Genomic DNA, 16,366 nt, shown 5'->3' on the forward strand with positions numbered 1-16,366 from the left:
GCTAGAGAGCTGTGTTCGGCGGAGAGGGTTGCCCTCCCCGCCGAATGCATGAATTGCGCTGGGCGGCCCCTTACCGCTTCTTCCCACTCCTCTTTGCCGCGGCGTTCATCGCTGCTTTGGCCGCCGGCGGCAGTCCCGCCGTCTCCATCTCCGGCTCGGCAACCGTCCCGCGCCAACGGGCCAGGCCCTTCATGCCGTGGTAGACCGCCAGGGCAGCGGCCGAACCCAGCGCGATGCCCGTGAACTTCAGTTCGCCGATGGTCCACGTATAGTCCGCGATCCCGATAATCAGTGCGACGGCGGCTGTGGTCAGGTTGATCGGGTTGGAGAAGTTGACCTTGTTCTGCACCCAGATCTTCACGCCCAGGACGCCGATCATCCCGTAGAGCATGGTCGCGGCACCGCCCAGCACGCCGGGGGGGACGGTGGCAATGAGTTCGCCGAACTTGGGCGAGAAGCTCAAGAGGATGGCGAAGGCACCGGCAACCCAGTAGGCCGCCGTCGAATAGACCTTCGTCGCCGCCATGACGCCGATGTTCTCCGCGTAGGTGGTGGTGCCGGAGCCGCCGCCGAGGCCGGCGAGGACGGTCGCGACGCCGTCGGCCATCAACGCTCGCCCGGAGACGTCGTCGAGGTTGCGTCCCGTCATCGCGGCCACGGACTTCACGTGCCCTACGTTCTCGGCCACGAGCACCAGGACGACCGGCACGAACAAGCCCACGACGCCGAGGTGGAACTCCGGAGTTTGGAAGTGCGGCAGGCCGATCCACGACGCCGCGTCCATCTTGGAATAGTCCACTTCGCTGCGCGTCATGGCGGTGAGGTAGCCCACCACCACGCCCACCAGGATGCTCAGGCGGCCCAGAATGCCGCGGAAGAGGACGCTCACGAGGATGATCGTCACCAGCGTCACGAGGGCGGTGACGGGGGCCTTATCGAAGTTGGCTTTTGCGGCTGGCGCCAAGTTGAGGCCGATCAGGGCGACAATCGCGCCCGTGACAATAGGTGGCATGGTCCGGTTGATCCACTCAGCGCCGAACTTCTGCACCACCGCGCCGACGAGCGCCAGTACGACGCCGGCAAGCACCACTCCGCCGAGCGCGCCGGGAACGCCGAACTGCTGCTGGGACGCCAGGATGGGGGCAATGAAGGCAAAACTCGAACCGAGGTAGCTCGGTACGCGCCCCTTGGTGATGACCAGGAACAACAGGGTGCCGATGCCGGAAAAGAGCAGTGTGGTGGCCGGTGGCATGCCCGTGATGATGGGCACAAGGAAGGTGGCTCCGAACATCGCGACGACGTGCTGCATGCCGACGCCGATGGTCAGCGGCCATGCCAGCCGCTCCTCGGGTGCCACCACGTGTCCCGGCCGGATCGTCTTGCCGTTGCCGTGCAGCTTCCATTTGGTTCCGAGCATGCTCATCTGCGGGAGCCTTCCCTGAAAGTTGTGATTGTTCGGGTGCAACCTTACCGCCCGTACGGCCTGCCGATTCCGCTGTGTGGAACGTCACGTGGCTTCACGGGAAGAGGCGGAGGGAAGTTGAAGTTGCAACCATGGAAAGCATAAGCGCCCGGCCGTCGATGGCTGCGGGCACAGCGAAAGGTACGCGAATGACGATCGCCCACGAAGAAGCAGTGATTGACGCCGCAGCAGTCGACGCCATCTTTGCCGAAGCCCGCACTGCCAACTCCTTTGCCGGTGAGGTCTCGGACGAGCAAGCACAGGCCATCTACGAACTGACCAAGTTCGGCCCGACAGCGTTCAACTCCCAGCCGCTGCGCGTCACCTACGTCCGTTCGGACGAGGCCCGCGCCAAGCTCGTCGAGACCCTCTCTCCGGGCAACAAGGCAAAGACCGCCTCTGCTCCGCTGGTCGCCGTGCTCTCCTACGACACCGCCTGGCACGAGCAGTGGGACAAGTTCCTCCCGGTCTACTCTGCCCCGAAGGCCATGTACGACGCCAACCCCGAGTTCACCGCAACTACGGGCAACAACAACGCCCACCTGCAGGCCGGCTACTTCATCCTCGCCGTCCGCTCCCTCGGCTTCGCTGCCGGCCCCATGACCGGTGCCGACTTCGCTGCCATCGACGCCGAGTTCTTCCCCGCCGGTGACCAGAAGAGCTTCCTCGTGGTCAACATCGGCCAGCCGGGTCCGGACGCCTTTGGTGAAGCCAAGCCGAAGTTCGCGTACGAGGACGTCGTCCGCACCGTCTAACCCTCGCTCACCTTTAGGGCCTTTTCCGCCGACGCTCGCTCACTCTTGTGAGCGAGCGTTCGCGCTTAAGGCGGTATATCTGAGCGGGCGTTTGTCCTCGAGCGACGCTCGCTCACCTTTGGGATTGATCGTCGCCGGGGGAGGGCGTCGCGGTGGCAAAATTTCCTTATGCGGAACCTCATTCTCGTGGCGTTCGTCGAAGCCGTGGCTGACGGGCTCGTCTTCCCACGCAGTGACTGGCCGCTGCACATCACCCTGTTGAGGTTCGACGTCGAGCCCTCCGATGGTGTCGACGTCGCCGCGCGCCTGAGCGAGCTTGTGACGGCCCCCGCGATGGGCGCCCTCGGGGCTGAACTGACGGTGGGGCCCGACGCCGGATTCGGTCACCAAGGGTCCATCCCGGTCAGCCTGGTGGAACACCATCCCATTTTGCAGGGTCTGCATGAGGAACTGTTCGAAGCCATGGAGAGTGTCGGCGGGCGCGCGGCGACCCCGCGATACGTCATGGAGAACTACCGTCCGCACATTTCGCATCACGACGGCAAGCGCCCCAAGCCGGGTGACGCCGTCGTGCTCGATCAGATCGCACTGGTGGACATGGCGCCGGAAGGCAACCACACGATCCGGCGGATCCTGAAAGTGTGGCGCCTCCCGGCGGAGCCAAACTAGCGAGGTCTAGGAGATCACGCCGTCCACGAGCGCCTTGGCCTCTTCTTGGACCTGCTTGAGGTGGTCGGCTCCCTTGAAGGACTCGGCGTAGATCTTGTAGACGTCCTCGGTTCCCGACGGACGGGCCGCGAACCAGGCGTTCTCTGTGACAACCTTGAGGCCGCCGATCGAGGCGCCGTTGCCGGGAGCCTCGGTCAACTTGGCGGTGATGTCCTCGCCCGCCAGCGTGGTGGCTGTGACATCCGCGGCGGAGAGCTTGCCGAGCTTGGCCTTCTGCTCCCGCGTCGCAGCGGCGTCGATCCGGGCATAGACGGGCGCGCCGAACTGGTCCGTGAGGCCCTTGTAGAGCTGCGACGGCGACTTGCCGGTGACGGCCGTGATCTCCGATGCCAGGAGGGCCAACAGGATGCCGTCCTTGTCGGTGGTCCAGACGCTTCCGTCGCGCTTGTTGAAGGAGGCGCCCGCGGATTCTTCGCCGCCGAAGGCACCCTCGCCCGAGAGCAGGCCGGGGACGAACCACTTGAAGCCCACGGGAACTTCCACGAGCTTGCGGCCCAGCCCCGCGGCAACGCGATCGATGATGGAGGAGGAGACAAGGGTCTTGCCGACGACGGACTCCGGGTTCCAGCCTGTGCGGTTGCGGTATAGGTAGTCGATCGCGACGGCGAGGTAGTGGTTCGGGTTCATCAAGCCGCCGTCGGGCGTCACGATGCCGTGGCGGTCGGCGTCGGCGTCGTTTCCGGTGGCAACGTCGAAGGCGCCCGTTCCGGCCGAAGCACTGTCCGACATGCGCTTGATGAGTGAGGCCATGGCCGACGGCGAGGAGCAGTCCATGCGGATCTTCTCATCCCAGTCGAGGGTCATGAAAGCCCACTGCGGGTCCACGGTGGGGTTGACCACGGTCAGGTCGAGCTGGTGGCGTTCGCCGATTTCACCCCAGTAGTCCACGGATGCGCCGCCCATGGGGTCCGCGCCGATGCGTACGCCGGCGGTGCGGATCGCATCGAGGTCCAGGACGGAAGGGAGATCGTCCACGTAGCTGCTCAGGAAATCGAACTTGCCCGTGCCATCCGCTTTGAGGGCGTCGTTCAACGGAATCCGCTTGACGCCGCGCAGCCCGTTTTCCAGGAGCTCGTTGGCGCGGTTGGCGATCCAGCCGGTGGCGTCGGTGTCTGCAGGGCCGCCGTGCGGTGGGTTGTACTTGAAACCGCCGTCGGCCGGAGGGTTGTGGCTCGGGGTGACCACGATGCCGTCTGCCTGGGGCTGCCCGGGGCCGGCTTCGTTGTTGTATTTCAGGATCGCGTGGCTCAGGGCGGGGGTGGGCGTGTAGCCGTGGCGCGCGTCGATCAGTACGTTGACACCGTTGGCGGCGAGGACCTCAAGGGCGGAATTCTGCGCCGGTTCGCTGAGCCCGTGGGTGTCCTTGGCCAGGAAGAGTGGGCCGGTGATGCCTTGCCCGGCGCGGTATTCCACGATCGCCTGGGTGATGGCGAGGATATGCCCTTCATTGAATGAGGCCTTGAGGCTCGACCCCCGATGCCCGGAGGTGCCGAAGGCAACGCGTTGTGCGGGATCACTAAGATCCGGCGTCACGTCGTAGTACGCGTCAAGAAGAGCGGTGATGTCTACAAGGTCCTGGGGAAGGGCAACAGTGCCCGCACGGCTAGCCATTGACCCAGCATGCCAGACCGCCCGGTGCGCTAGAAGAGAAAACCGACTATTGCGGGGCCTGTGACTTCGTATTTCCGCATGATCGACGAAGATTCACTGCCCGTTTACCCGAGTGCGGCATGGCGTTGCGGAGCCGGGGCTCTGCGAGCTTATGTGCGCCTTCGCTCGGCGGTAGGCTGGGCACAAAGACTCGCAAGGGGGATATTCCATGACCGACCAGCCAGCTAAACCCGAGAACGCTCCCGAGGGTGACGAACCGCCCAAGGGCTACGAGCCACCGTCGTACATTCCGCCTGCACCGCAAGCCGGTGAGATCCCGTACGGCGAGCAGCCGTTTGCCTCGCCGGCCCCTTCCGGCCCCTACGGCCAGCCGCAGCCGCAACAGCCCCAGGGTGGTCCGGCTCAGTACGTCCAGCCGCCCTATGGCCAGCAGCCGGCCAGCCCTTACGGCCAGCCCGCTTCGCCGTATGGTCAACAACCTCCCCAAGGGCCGCCTGGCTACGGGCAGCCGGCCAGTCCCTATGGCCAGCCCGCCTACTACGGCATGCCGGTCGAGCCGAAGGGCCTGAGCATTGCGAGCATGTGCTGCGGGATCGCGGTCTTCGTGGGCCTTGGCTTCTTCGTCCTGCCCCAGATTGCCGCGGTGATCCTCGGCCACATGGCCCTCAGGAAGGAACCGGCCGGCAAGGGCATGGCCATCGCGGGCCTTGTACTGGGATACCTGGGCATTGTTGCCGTGACGATCTTCTGGGTCTTTGTCGCGATTTTTGCCGCTACGGCTTCGCGTTACAACTACAACTACTAGTTACAACGACGGCGGGCGGTGCGCCTGGCGGGAAACCCCCCCCCCCCCCCCCCCCGTCGCGGTCCAGCTCGGTTACGTGACTAGCGCACGCCGCCCATCAATTTCTTGATGGCGGGCGAGCCGGCCGCCAAGGCTGCAGCGATCACAACCGCCGTGCCGCCGACGCCCAGGAAGTACGGCAATTCGTTGTCAGGGTTGTACAGGCCGGCCAGGATGCCCGCCAACGCGGTGCCGAGAGACACCGAGAGGAAGAACAGGGCCACCATCTGGGTGTGGAAGGCCTTGGGGGCCAGCTTGGTGCTCACGGACAAGCCGATGGGGGACAGGAACAGTTCCGCCAAGGTGAAGAGGAACAGGATTCCCACGAGCGCAAGCAGCGGGGTTTTTCCTGCGCCGGACAAGGGGATGAAGGCCAGGAATGCCAGTCCCATGACGAAGAGTCCGGCAGCGAACTTGATGGGGGATCCCGGCTGCTTCGGACCAAGTTTTGTCCAGAGGGCAGCCATGACGCCTGCGAAGACGATGATGAATACAGGGTTGATGGACTGTACCCAGGCCGCCGGCATTTCCCATCCGAAGAGGTTGCGGTCCAGTTTTTCCTCCGAGTACACGGCAATGAACGTGAACTGCTGCTGGAAGAGTGCCCAGAACGCTGCAGACGCGATGTACAGCGGAATGAATGCGACAACACGCTTGCGCTCAAACGGCGTGACCTTCTTGCTTCTGAAGATCAGCGTGAAATAGATGACCGAGGCGACAATGGCGGCGTATGCCATGCTCTTGGCCAGGTTGCCGGGATTCACCACGCCGGTTATCAGCAGCACGGCGATCACGACGGCGATGCTGAGGAAGATGAGCCCGTAACGGCTCCGCTGTGCTGACGGAAGGGCGTTTGGAACGCGGTGTGCTTCTTCCGGGAGCTTGTTGCGGCCCAGTGCGTAGATGACCAGGCCGATCGCCATGCCGATTGCGGCTGCGCCGAAGCCCCAGTGGAAGCCGTTGCTTTCCTGCAGCCAGCCGGTCACGAGCGGTCCGATGAGGGCGCCGAGGTTGATGCCCATGTAGAAGATGGAGAAGCCGGCGTCACGGCGTTCGTCCTTCTCCCCATAGAGGGTGCCGACCAGCGCTGTTGCGTTCGCCTTGAGGCCGCCGGATCCGATACCCACCAGCACGAGGCCCGCCACCAGGCCCGGGATCCCGGGCAGGAGGGCAAGTGCGATGTGGCCGGTCATGATCATGATGGCGGAACCGAAAAGTACCCGTTCGGAGCCGAAAAGCCGGTCCGCCAACCAGGCGCCCAGGATCGTCGAGAGGTACACGCCTCCGCCATACGCGCCAACCAGTCCGGCGGCGAGCGATTTGTCGATCGAGAGTCCGCCATGGTCCGCGGTGAAGTACATGTAGTAAAGCAGGATGCCCTGCATGCCGTAGAAGGAGAATCGTTCCCACATTTCTACGGAGAAGAGGCTGGCCAGCATCTTTGGGTGGCCGAAAAATGACGTATCGCCCGCGTTTTTGGCGGGCGTCCGCGTGTCTAGAGTTGTGCTCATCTGATCCATGGTGACATTGACTGAGCGCATTTGTCACATCATTTAGATGCCTAGAGCAACTATTTGCCGGGGTGGGGCGCCACTTTTTGCTGCCTCTCAAGCTGCCTCGCGAGCCGCAGGAGCAGCAGCTCGGATCCCGGTTTTCCGATGAGTTGGATGCCCATCGGAAGCCCCGTTCCAGGCGTCGGGCCGGTCCAATGAACGGGTACGGTGATCGCCGGCAGGCCGCACACGTTCACCATGGAGGACCAGGGCGCAAACTCGCATTGCTTGCGGTAGTCGTCGTCCGCGTCGCCTGGCCAGTCGGGGGCCGGCCATTGCTCGCCTCCGGGCATTGTGCCGGTGAACCAGCCCACGGGCCGTGGCGTCTGTGCCAGCGACGGCGTCAGGACGAGGTCCCACTGCCCGTACTGGGCGATGGTGTCGTGGGTGAACTGCCGCAGGAAGCCGATGGCCTCGTTGACCTTCGCTGCGCTCCGCTGTTGCGCCCTTCGCCGGAAGGTCCGGGTCAGCGGGGTCAGCAGGGCTTCGCGCTGCGGCAGGATCCGGGCGCTCCCAACGCCGGCAGTCCAGGCGGTGGTGAACGCTTCCGGATAGCGATTGTCATAACGGACCTCGGCATCCAGCACTGAATGGCCCGCGTCCGTCAGCAGTGCGATGCCTTTGGCGAAGGCATCAAGGGCTTCCCGCTCCGGGGTGAACGGGAAAGTGGTGGACCACGGGCTGTCCAGGCTCGCGCCGATGCGCAATGCGCCGGGAGCCTCCTCGAGGCCCGCAAGGTAGCCCCCTTCCGGACGGATTCCGGGTGGCACCAGGGCATCCATCATGAGAGCGGCATCCTCCGCGGAGCGAGCCAAGGGACCGGCCACCACCAGGCGTGCCGCGTCCCCGACGCTCTCGCCGGCCGGCACCAAGCCGCGGCCCGGCTTCAACCCCAGGAGTCCACATGCCGCAGCGGGAATACGTATGGAGCCGCCGCCGTCGCTCCCGGGCGCGAAGGGAACCAAGCCCGCCGCAACCGCGGCAGCACTGCCTCCGGAAGAGCCGCCGGAGCTGCGGCTCAGTGCATATGGATTGCGCGACGGCGGTGCGATGCGGTTTTCGCTGTAGGCCGTAAGTCCGAATTCCGGAACCTGAGTCTTGCCCAGCGAGATGGCACCCGCGCCTTTGAGCGTTGCGGCAAGGGCTCCGTCCTCCGGGGCGGGCTTCCGGTCCAGGGCACCGCTGCCATGGGTGGTCACTACTCCGGCAACATCCGTGAGGTCTTTGAAAGCCAGCGGCACGCCGTGCAGGAGGGGAAGCCCGGGGCCACCGCTGCGTCGGCGGACGTAGGCTGCGTCCGCGGCCCCGGCGTCGAGCATGGCCTGGTCCGCCGTCACCGTGACGAAGGCGCCCAGCGTATGGTTCAGCTGTCCAATCCTCGCGAGGAAGTGCTCCGCCACCTCGGTTGCCGAGAGCTCGCCGGCGGCCAAGGCTTGGCGCAACCCGGCCGCGCCGAGCTCGTGGATGTCAGCCAAGGAAGCGGGCCTCCAAGCGCTCTTCCACGGCAACGCTGTCGGCCGGATCGCTGGAAGTCGCGGTGACGCGATATGCAGCCTTGCCCCTGACCTCGGCAACCACGTCCACAAGTTCCGTGCCCCTGTAAACGAGCCCGACGCCGTCGTCGGTGCAGTGCGTTTCGCCCAGCACGCCCTCCGCCACCAACTGGTGGACCAGGGGGCGGCGGCCCGGCTCGGAGTCATAATGGACGCCGTTGGCGTAGGGGAGGAAGTCCAGTCCGTTGGTCACAGCGCGCAATTCAGGGCCGTACGAATCCGTAGTGCCGCCCTGGAACCAACAAATCGAGCCCGCGGACACCCCTGCCAGCACCACACCGTGTTCCCAGACGCGCCTCAAGATGCTGTCCAGTCCGTGGGCGCGCCATACGGCCAGAAGATTGACCACGGAACCACCGTTGACCCACACCACGTCCTGTTCCAAAAGGTAGGCCTCGGGATCGCCGTAGTTGGGCATCGTGAAAAGGTTCAGGTGGCTGAAATCGAAGCCCGAAACCCGGGCGGCCTGGTCCAATTCCGCGGCGAACCAACGCTGGTCTCCGGAGGCCGTCCCAATATGCGCCACTCGCGGCGCGCGTCCGCTGACCCCGGAGAGTTCGACGGCGTGGTGAACCAGGAGGTCGAACTCCATCCTGGTGCGATGCCCGGACTTATAGCCACCGGAGGTTGCCAGGATGGTGGGCCCGTCGGCAGCCATGGCGCCTCCTTTTGCCTTGAGCGGTCTCGGTCCCTGCAACGGTAGGCTGGATTGGAGATCTGAATCAACTGGAAGGGACCCACGTGAGCGATTTCGAGACCGTGCCTGTCGGCCATGTTCCGGCCGACGCGATAATCCTGGATGTCCGGGAGGATTACGAATGGGTAGCGGGCCACGCCGAGGGTGCGCTGCATATTCCGCTTGACCAGATCCCGGCGCGCCTTGACGAGCTTGATCCTGACGATGACTTGTATGTCATCTGCCGTACGGGCGGACGGTCCTACCGGGCGGTCCAGTGGCTGGTGGGGCAGGGTTACACCGCCACCAATATAGCCGGAGGCATGGACATGTGGTTCGAGACCGGCCGCCCGATGGTATCTGAGAACGGCCTCAAGCCGGTCGTCCTGTAGCCCCAACGCATAACACCTAAGGAATATATACATGTCGGGATCCGTGCTCACCTACACGTTCCTCGGTCCTGAAGGCACCTTTACCGAGGCTGCCCTCTTGCAGGTCCCCGGAGCGGCCGATGCCAACAGGGTCCCTTGCACCAATGTGAACACGGCTTTGGAGAGGGTTCGCCAAGGCGAGGCGGATGCGGCCATGGTGCCGATCGAGAACTCGGTGGAAGGTGGAGTGACCGCCACCCTAGATGCTATTGCCACCGGAACCGAGCTGCGGATCATCCGCGAAGCCCTCGTTCCCATCACGTTCGTGCTGGTTGCCCGGCCCGGCGTGAAGATCTCGGACATCCGCCGGGTCTCCACCCATGGCCATGCCTGGGCCCAGTGCCGGCTGTGGGTCGACGAAAATATCCCAAATGCGGAATATGTGCCGGGATCCTCTACGGCAGCGGCCGCCGTCGGGCTTCTCGAGGGTGATGTGCACTATGACGCCGCCATCTGCGCACCCCTTGTCGCGGCCGAGCGGCCGGGACTGAATATCCTTGCGGAGAACATTGGAGACAACCCCGGCGCGGTTACGCGCTTCGTCCTGGTCAGCCGTCCCGGCGCACTGACTGAGCGCACGGGTGCCGACAAGACCACCGTCGTCGTGCCCCTGCCCGAAGACCGCCCGGGCGCCCTGATGGAAATCCTGGACCAGTTTGCCACCCGCGGAGTCAACCTCAGCCGTATCGAGTCCCGGCCCACAGGCCAGTATCTGGGTCACTATTTCTTCAGTATCGACGCCGACGGCCACGCGTCGGACGCCCGGGTAGCCGACGCCTTGGCAGGCCTGCACCGGATCAGCCCGGCCACCCGCTTCCTGGGGTCTTATGCGCGGGCGGACGAGCAGAAAGCCTTCGTGGCTCCGCATACCTCCGACGCCGCGTTCGCATCCGCGCATGCCTGGGTCCGGGCCATTTTGGGTGGGGAACCGGGCGCTTGACCGGCCCGAATCCGCTTCGCAAAGCGTTGGATAATTGACTCTTCAACCCCTATCGCGTGGATAAAACTGTGCGTATGCTTGCTTGATCCACAATTGATGGACGCATGCCCCTAACGGAGGGAGCGGGCCATGTCAGGAAATAGCAATGACACCAGCGGCCAGGGAATGATCGTCAATCCCAAGCCCAAGGCGGACAACCAGGACTGGGACGGCGACGACGCCGACCGGGCCGATCGGCTGCGCTTTGAGGAAGAACAGGCGATGATTCGCGAGCAATCGGAAGCGCGCGCAGCCGCCAAAGCCTTGGCAGAACACAAAGCAACGGAAGCGGCGAAGAACGCCAAATAGCGCGTTGCGCCGTCGCGCGCGCACCGGTAGTTGCACGAGTACCGGTTATTGGACGCGCACGAGGAGAGAACGCGGCTCCACCTTGACGGTGACCTTCGTGGCCTCGCCCGAGGGATCACCGTCAAGTTGCGTGGCCATCGGTTCGCTGCTGCTGATGACCACTTTGCCCGAACGGTAGTAATTCATGACCGGCAGGTTCCGGTTGTGCTTGAACAGGATCTTGGCGTACACCGCGAGCCAGCCGATGGCACTACGGGGGCTCATGACCACAACGTCCAGCACGCCGTCGTCGATCATCGCACCGGGGATGAAGTCGATGCCGCCCGGAATCAGGCCGCAGTTGGCGAACAAGACGCTTCGGATTTTCCGGGATTGCTCGGGCTCGTCGTCCATGGCAATGGTGACCTTTTTGCGCCGGCCGGGCAGGTGGCGGACGCCCGCCTCGGTGTAGGCCAGCCAGCCGACTGCCTTCTTGAGCCCGTCGTTGGTATCGCCCACAACCTCGGCATCGAGTCCCATGCCGGCGATCACCAGGAATGCATGCTCGGAAGAGGCGCCTGTCAGCTCGTTGTGGATCGCCATTCGGGCGGTGTCGATGTAGCGCTGGTGGCCGAAGAGCGCTGTGTGGACGCTGCCCCGCAGATCGTTGACATCCAGGTTCACGTTGCGTGCCAGCAGGTTTCCGGTTCCCAGGGGAATCAAGCCCATCGCGACGTTGGTGTGCGCGAGGGCCTCAGCCACGACGCGCACGGTGCCGTCGCCGCCGCCGACGAGTATGACGTCGGGCTTATACGCGAGTGCCGCCTTGGTTTGCGAATGGCCGGGATCGTCTGCGGTGGTTTCGAAGAAACGGGGTTCGTCCCAGCCCGCAAGATGGCAGGCTTCCCGGATGATCCTCCGCGCGTCCTCGGCTTTCGCCTTGACCGGGTTAAGGACCACGGCCACCCTTTGCAGGCCGGCTTCCGGCTTGTGTGCGTCTTCATGCACAGCGCTGCGGGTATGCCTGGCCCTGAGCCGGCGCACGCCCCACCAACTGGAGACGGCGAAGACCACGCCCCCAGCCAGAATCACGTACAGGATCCAGTTGCTCATGGTGCTTCAACCCTATCCCGCTGCAGGCGCGGCGGTGCACGGCGGAAGGGGGTGCCGGCCGCCGTCGGGCATTGGCCGCGGAGCTGCGCGCTCATTCGATACTCTTGTCTGGTGATCGACGTAAAAGACCTCAGCGAAAACCCGGACAAGTTCCGTGCCAGCCAGCGCGCCCGCGGCGCCGACGAGTCCGTGGTGGACGCGATCATTTCCGCCGATTCGGACCGCCGCGCGGCCCTGATCCGCTACGAAAACCTCCGTGCGGAGCAGAACGCCTTCGGCAAGAAGGTGGCACAGGCCAAGGGCGAGGAAAAACAGGCGCTGCTGGCCGAGGTCAAGGAACTGGCCAATTCGGTCAAGGCTGCCTCCGCCGAAGCCGACGCAGCCCAGGCCAAGCAGGAAGAGCTGCTGCGGGTCATTCCCAACTTGATTGCGGACGGCGTGCCTGAGGGCGGCGAGGACGACTTCGTCGTGGTCAAGACGGTCGGCACCCCGCGCGAATTTCCGGACTTCGAGCCGAAGGACCACCTGGAAATCGGCGAACTGATCGGCGCGATCGACATGGAACGTGGCGCCAAGGTCTCCGGCGCGCGCTTCTACTTCCTCCGCGGCGTCGGCGCCCGCTTGGAGATGGCCTTGCTGCAGATGGCCATGGACCAAGCCATCGAGGCCGGCTTCGTCCCGATGATCACCCCCACTTTGGTGCGTCCGGAGACCATGCAGGGCACCGGGTTCGATGTAAAGCACGACGCCGAGATCTACCGTCTCGCCGAAGACGACCTTTACCTCGTGGGAACCTCGGAAGTGGCCCTCGCGGGTTACCACGCGGACGAGATCCTGGACCTGTCGGCCGGGCCTATCCGCTACGCGGGGCAGAGTTCCTGCTACCGCCGCGAAGCGGGTTCGCACGGCAAGGACACCCGCGGCATCATCCGCGTCCACCAGTTCAACAAAGTGGAGATGTTCATCTACACCACGGTTGAAGAGGCCGCCGCCGAGCACGAGCGGCTCCTGGCTTGGGAAGAGGAAATGCTGGCCAAGGTTGAGCTCCCGTACCGCGTGATCGACACCGCGGCGGGCGATCTCGGCATGTCCGCGGCCCGGAAGTTCGACTGCGAAGCCTGGGTTCCCACGCAGAACGCGTACCGCGAGCTCACGTCGACGTCCAACTGCACCACCTTCCAGGCCCGCCGCCTGAACATCCGTGAGCGCGCGGTCAACGAGGACGGCGTAGTGAAGGGCACGCGCGCCGTGGCCACCCTGAACGGCACGCTGGCCACGACCCGCTGGATCGTGGCCATCCTGGAGCACCACCAGAACCCGGATGGCTCGGTCAACGTCCCCAAGGCCCTCCAGAAGTACATCGGAGGCCTTGAGGTCCTGCCCGTTCTGTAGCTCAGTGGGCGGGGTGGAGCGGTCCTCCACAACCGGGGGCACTGGACGGGATCGTGGCTGATGCCACCAAACACAGAGCACTCCGCATCGCGAGCTTGGCCCACACGAAGGCCGAATCAGTGGGGGAGTCGTACAGCCGGGCCGTCTTCGGCAGAAGCTCCTGCGCGCCGGACTACGGCCTCGCGGCAAGGCCTCAAGTTAATATTCACACTGTGGACAACGTGGGAGTATTCACCGCGTGTTAATCCCTTGCTGTGGCCTGCGTCCTAGCTGGCGTGGGTGGGGTCTGCTTCACTGGAGGCATGACTATTTTGACTGGTACCTCAGTCGCTGGCATCGATGACCAGCGGAATGTGAATCACAAACTCATGGTGGCGTTGGACGTCGACGGAACCCTCGTGGATCACGATGGGCACATGTCACCTGGTGTCCGCGACGCCGCAAGGGCGGTTGTAGCCCACGGCCACGACGTCCTGATCGCCACGGGCCGTTCGTTGAACGCCACGTTGCCCATTATTGAGCAGATAGGGCTGGAACGGGGATATGCCGTGTGCTGCAACGGTGGTGTCACATTGCGGCTCGACCCCCAGCTGGACGCAGGCTACGAGATCATTCACAAGGCCACGTTCGATCCCGCCCCGGCGTTGATGGCTCTTCGCGAGCAGCTTCCGTCCGCCAAATACGCGCTTGAGGACGAGGACGGGAACTTCCTCTCCACGGAGCGGTTCCAGGACGCCAGCTTCGGCGTTGAGGCCATCGGCGTCGATTTCCAGACCATGCTCGATGCCACTGCGGTGCGTGTCGTGGTGTTCAGCAGCGAAAACACGGCCGAAGAATTTTCCACAGCCATTCGCAAGATCGGGCTGTCCGGGGTCACCTATTCGGTGGGCTGGACGGCCTGGCTGGATATCGCCGCCGCCGGGGTCACCAAGGCCAGCGCTTTGGAGCAGTTGCGCCGGCGGCTTGGCACGCACCCGCGCCACACGGTGGCAGTGGGGGACGGCCGCAATGATATCGAAATGCTCAGCTGGGCCGGGCGCGGTGTCGCCATGGGCCAGGCGCCTGAGGAAGTCATCGCCGTCGCGGACGAGGTCACCGCTTCGGTGTACGACGACGGTGCGGCCCTCATCCTGCGTCGCCTGCTGTAATAGCCCTGCTCAACTGAACCTGCGCAACTGAAGTGGCCCCGCGCTGCGGGGCTACGCCAGTTCACCCCATCGCTAGCTCAGGCGTCGTCGGAGACCACAGTGATGATCCGGCGGAGGCTCATGGCGACCGATGCGGTGGCGTTCACGGACTCCTGGCCGGCGGCTGCTTCCGTAACGGTGTCACTTAGTGCTGCCACACTGTCCCGGGCTTCGTCCAGGGCATCCCGGAAGTCTCCGGAATCTCCGTGCCTCCATTGCCGGATCGCTGTTGCTACGTCGTCGAGCGCCTCAGCCAGGTTTGGCGGGACACCCTCCGGAATGACCGTTCCCGCGTCCTCTTCCCAGATGACGCTTGCCAGGACGTCCGTGATGTCCTGTACGTGAAAGGTCAGCCGTTCCAGCGTTCGCAAACCGGCCAGGTCGGCGGGCAGCCGGCGGGCTCGACGGCGGGACCGCGGGTTCGCTTTTGCGCTCAACTTCGCCGCTTGGACAGCTGCCCGCACGTCGGTCGCGGTACGTGCGAGCTCGCCGCTGCGGCTCGCCCATTCCTCATGGTCCGGTGGCCAGGATTCCGTCATGGCGCTGGCCATGTCCTTGAGTTGCTTGGACAATGCCCGTTGGTGTCCGTCGATGGCGGGATCGATGCCTTCAAGATGAAGGGGAGGGAAGACCAGCCAGTTCACCGCGAATCCGACGGCCACGCCCATAGCCATTTGCAGGACGTACGCGAAAGAGAATCCCTGCGCATTCGAATAACCCAGGACCAGCACGAACAGCGCCGCCATGGGAACCCATTCGGAGGCGCTTCCAAGCCTTGGCAGGCCGCCGATAACCACGCCCAGGCCGACGACGACGGCCACCGCCAGCGCGTTTGGGGTGGTGACCGTGGTCACGGCGAAGGCCATGGCAATGCCCAATCCGAGTCCCAGCAGGCTTTGCAGCCCATGCTTGGCGGAAGCCGCAACAGTGGGGTGCATGCTGACCAGGACGCCCAAGGGAGCGTAATAGGGATAGGCGGCGGCTGTCCCAGGCATGAGCGGCGCGAGGTACCAAGCCACCCCCGCCGCGACGGCCGTCTTTGCGGCAAACAGGAGTCGGTGGCCTGTGACGGCCTGCCTGAGAGCGGGAAGAAGCCGCCCAAGCTTTGGCTTGGAGATCATGGACTCAAGGTAGGCCGGGAAGAACGGACGTGTCGAGGACAATATGGATGAACGCGGGCTGACGCAATCAGTAAACGTCGAGGATCAACTGCAGCAAGCGCGCCGCGGCCGGCCGGGCGGCGTGCTCCTCCACCCATTGGGCGCGTGCCAGGGCCTTGCTCACGGCTTGGGTGCTGATCCCCAGTTCCTGGGCCACGGCCTTCTGCTGCCCACGCACGCCGGGCGTCAGCAGGTCCAGGACGCGCCACTCGGCAACGCTCCGATGCTGCACAATGTGCCCCAGGAGCCGCAGCACGGCCTCCGATTCGGCAGCGAGGGCAGCGATCGGTCCCTCGACTGCCACAGGGACCCGCTCTTTGCCGTTCCGCAAGCGGTCCACGGCGCGGCGTGCGTAGACCAGGCCGTGTCCGGAGGCGTCTTTGATTTGCTGCGGCAGGGGTTCGTTGACCGGTCCCACGCCGATTCCCACGTACCACTGTCCGCTCCTCAAGGCGATGAGCGCTGAATCCACGGCCTGATGGGGGAGTTCCACGATGCCCTGGACTTCGTCCTCCACCGAGCGGTCAAAGTCCAAGCACGCCGGGACGTGGCGCAGGTCTTTGAGCAGCTGCGGTACGAGGTCTCCGTCGCCGCGGCTGTCGCGTTGGTTGATGGTCAGGGTGAACATTGTGG

At 64.7% G+C, this 16,366-nt stretch carries 16 protein-coding genes; 8 read left to right on the forward strand and 8 right to left on the reverse strand.

Annotated features, from left to right (window positions below; genetic code table 11):
- Nucleotides 1-70 precede the first annotated feature (70 nt).
- Nucleotides 71-1,423: a uracil-xanthine permease family protein gene (locus AC3WJM_RS17470; protein WP_492272499.1), complete on the reverse strand. Its 1,353-nt coding sequence runs from the start codon at nt 1,421-1,423 to the stop codon at nt 71-73.
- A gap of 188 nt (nt 1,424-1,611) precedes the next feature.
- Here AC3WJM_RS17470 and AC3WJM_RS17475 point away from each other — a divergent pair, with 188 nt between their 5' ends.
- Both AC3WJM_RS17475 and AC3WJM_RS17480 read left to right on the forward strand, forming a co-directional pair.
- Entirely contained in the window at nt 1,612-2,217 is a 606-nt protein-coding gene (locus tag AC3WJM_RS17475) for a malonic semialdehyde reductase (RefSeq protein WP_059388911.1), read from the forward strand.
- A gap of 168 nt (nt 2,218-2,385) precedes the next feature.
- Nucleotides 2,386-2,886 carry a 2'-5' RNA ligase family protein gene (locus AC3WJM_RS17480; protein ID WP_059388912.1) on the forward strand — a complete coding sequence of 167 codons (501 nt, stop codon included), beginning with the start codon at nt 2,386-2,388 and terminating at the stop codon, nt 2,884-2,886.
- 6 nt (nt 2,887-2,892) lie between these two features.
- Here the strand turns inward: AC3WJM_RS17480 and pgm are convergent, their stop codons facing one another.
- A complete protein-coding gene (gene pgm / locus AC3WJM_RS17485; RefSeq protein WP_284990210.1) occupies nt 2,893-4,557 on the reverse strand; it encodes a phosphoglucomutase (alpha-D-glucose-1,6-bisphosphate-dependent) in 1,665 nt (554 codons plus the stop codon).
- A 208-nt stretch (nt 4,558-4,765) separates the two neighbouring features.
- Between pgm and AC3WJM_RS17490 the strand changes: the two genes are divergently transcribed.
- Nucleotides 4,766-5,362 carry a DUF4190 domain-containing protein gene (locus AC3WJM_RS17490; protein WP_307054125.1) on the forward strand — a complete coding sequence of 199 codons (597 nt, stop codon included), beginning with the start codon at nt 4,766-4,768 and terminating at the stop codon, nt 5,360-5,362.
- A gap of 80 nt (nt 5,363-5,442) precedes the next feature.
- Here AC3WJM_RS17490 and AC3WJM_RS17495 read toward each other — a convergent pair whose 3' ends face one another.
- From AC3WJM_RS17495 to AC3WJM_RS17505, 3 genes are read right to left on the reverse strand one after another with little or no spacing between them, the layout of a single operon-like run.
- The gene (locus AC3WJM_RS17495) at nt 5,443-6,921 is read right to left on the reverse strand and encodes a peptide MFS transporter (protein ID WP_492272512.1); all 1,479 of its coding nucleotides are present in this window, start codon (nt 6,919-6,921) and stop codon (nt 5,443-5,445) included.
- 50 nt (nt 6,922-6,971) lie between these two features.
- Nucleotides 6,972-8,429, reverse strand: coding sequence for an amidase (locus AC3WJM_RS17500; RefSeq protein ID WP_492272500.1), 1,458 nt, complete (start codon nt 8,427-8,429; stop codon nt 6,972-6,974).
- Complete coding sequence (locus AC3WJM_RS17505; RefSeq protein ID WP_284990213.1) at nt 8,422-9,165, reverse strand: Type 1 glutamine amidotransferase-like domain-containing protein; 744 nt, start codon at nt 9,163-9,165, stop codon at nt 8,422-8,424. Before AC3WJM_RS17505 ends, AC3WJM_RS17500 begins: the two co-directional genes overlap by 8 nt.
- Before the next feature lie 83 nt (nt 9,166-9,248).
- Here AC3WJM_RS17505 and AC3WJM_RS17510 point away from each other — a divergent pair, with 83 nt between their 5' ends.
- The 3 genes from AC3WJM_RS17510 to AC3WJM_RS17520 all read left to right on the forward strand — a co-directional run bounded on the left by AC3WJM_RS17510 (nt 9,249) and on the right by AC3WJM_RS17520 (nt 10,902).
- A complete protein-coding gene (locus tag AC3WJM_RS17510; protein ID WP_492272501.1) occupies nt 9,249-9,575 on the forward strand; it encodes a rhodanese-like domain-containing protein in 327 nt (108 codons plus the stop codon).
- Between the two features lie 31 nt (nt 9,576-9,606).
- Nucleotides 9,607-10,554, forward strand: coding sequence for a prephenate dehydratase (gene pheA, locus AC3WJM_RS17515; RefSeq protein WP_306964385.1), 948 nt, complete (start codon nt 9,607-9,609; stop codon nt 10,552-10,554).
- 129 nt (nt 10,555-10,683) lie between these two features.
- Nucleotides 10,684-10,902 (forward strand): hypothetical protein, encoded by a 219-nt coding sequence (locus AC3WJM_RS17520; RefSeq protein ID WP_078107002.1) that lies wholly within the window; start codon nt 10,684-10,686, stop codon nt 10,900-10,902.
- Nucleotides 10,903-10,947: 45 nt separating this feature from the next.
- Here AC3WJM_RS17520 and AC3WJM_RS17525 read toward each other — a convergent pair whose 3' ends face one another.
- A complete protein-coding gene (locus AC3WJM_RS17525; RefSeq protein ID WP_059388918.1) occupies nt 10,948-11,994 on the reverse strand; it encodes a diacylglycerol/lipid kinase family protein in 1,047 nt (348 codons plus the stop codon).
- 111 nt (nt 11,995-12,105) lie between these two features.
- Here AC3WJM_RS17525 and serS point away from each other — a divergent pair, with 111 nt between their 5' ends.
- Both serS and AC3WJM_RS17535 read left to right on the forward strand, forming a co-directional pair.
- Complete coding sequence (gene serS / locus AC3WJM_RS17530; RefSeq protein ID WP_492272502.1) at nt 12,106-13,386, forward strand: serine--tRNA ligase; 1,281 nt, start codon at nt 12,106-12,108, stop codon at nt 13,384-13,386.
- Nucleotides 13,387-13,688: 302 nt separating this feature from the next.
- The gene (locus AC3WJM_RS17535) at nt 13,689-14,534 is read left to right on the forward strand and encodes an HAD family hydrolase (protein WP_059388920.1); all 846 of its coding nucleotides are present in this window, start codon (nt 13,689-13,691) and stop codon (nt 14,532-14,534) included.
- A gap of 77 nt (nt 14,535-14,611) precedes the next feature.
- Here the strand turns inward: AC3WJM_RS17535 and AC3WJM_RS17540 are convergent, their stop codons facing one another.
- Both AC3WJM_RS17540 and AC3WJM_RS17545 read right to left on the reverse strand, forming a co-directional pair.
- Complete coding sequence (locus AC3WJM_RS17540; protein WP_284990217.1) at nt 14,612-15,694, reverse strand: FUSC family protein; 1,083 nt, start codon at nt 15,692-15,694, stop codon at nt 14,612-14,614.
- A gap of 67 nt (nt 15,695-15,761) precedes the next feature.
- On the reverse strand, nt 15,762-16,361 hold the full coding sequence (locus tag AC3WJM_RS17545; RefSeq protein WP_441432797.1) for a hypothetical protein: 600 nt from the start codon (nt 16,359-16,361) through the stop codon (nt 15,762-15,764).
- Nucleotides 16,362-16,366 lie beyond the last annotated feature (5 nt).

The organism is Arthrobacter sp. FW306-1B-G06A, assembly GCF_058781765.1.

Coding starts and splice junctions, on each gene's coding strand:
- AC3WJM_RS17470 (WP_492272499.1), bottom strand. CDS start 1,423: ATGAGCATGCTCGGAACCAAATGGAAGCTGCACGGCAACGGCAAGACG.
- AC3WJM_RS17475 (WP_059388911.1), top strand. CDS start 1,612: ATGACGATCGCCCACGAAGAAGCAGTGATTGACGCCGCAGCAGTCGAC.
- AC3WJM_RS17480 (WP_059388912.1), top strand. CDS start 2,386: ATGCGGAACCTCATTCTCGTGGCGTTCGTCGAAGCCGTGGCTGACGGG.
- pgm (WP_284990210.1), bottom strand. CDS start 4,557: ATGGCTAGCCGTGCGGGCACTGTTGCCCTTCCCCAGGACCTTGTAGAC.
- AC3WJM_RS17490 (WP_307054125.1), top strand. CDS start 4,766: ATGACCGACCAGCCAGCTAAACCCGAGAACGCTCCCGAGGGTGACGAA.
- AC3WJM_RS17495 (WP_492272512.1), bottom strand. CDS start 6,921: ATGGATCAGATGAGCACAACTCTAGACACGCGGACGCCCGCCAAAAAC.
- AC3WJM_RS17505 (WP_284990213.1), bottom strand. CDS start 9,165: ATGGCTGCCGACGGGCCCACCATCCTGGCAACCTCCGGTGGCTATAAG.
- pheA (WP_306964385.1), top strand. CDS start 9,607: ATGTCGGGATCCGTGCTCACCTACACGTTCCTCGGTCCTGAAGGCACC.
- AC3WJM_RS17520 (WP_078107002.1), top strand. CDS start 10,684: ATGTCAGGAAATAGCAATGACACCAGCGGCCAGGGAATGATCGTCAAT.
- AC3WJM_RS17525 (WP_059388918.1), bottom strand. CDS start 11,994: ATGAGCAACTGGATCCTGTACGTGATTCTGGCTGGGGGCGTGGTCTTC.
- AC3WJM_RS17535 (WP_059388920.1), top strand. CDS start 13,689: ATGACTATTTTGACTGGTACCTCAGTCGCTGGCATCGATGACCAGCGG.
- AC3WJM_RS17540 (WP_284990217.1), bottom strand. CDS start 15,694: ATGATCTCCAAGCCAAAGCTTGGGCGGCTTCTTCCCGCTCTCAGGCAG.
- AC3WJM_RS17545 (WP_441432797.1), bottom strand. CDS start 16,361: ATGTTCACCCTGACCATCAACCAACGCGACAGCCGCGGCGACGGAGAC.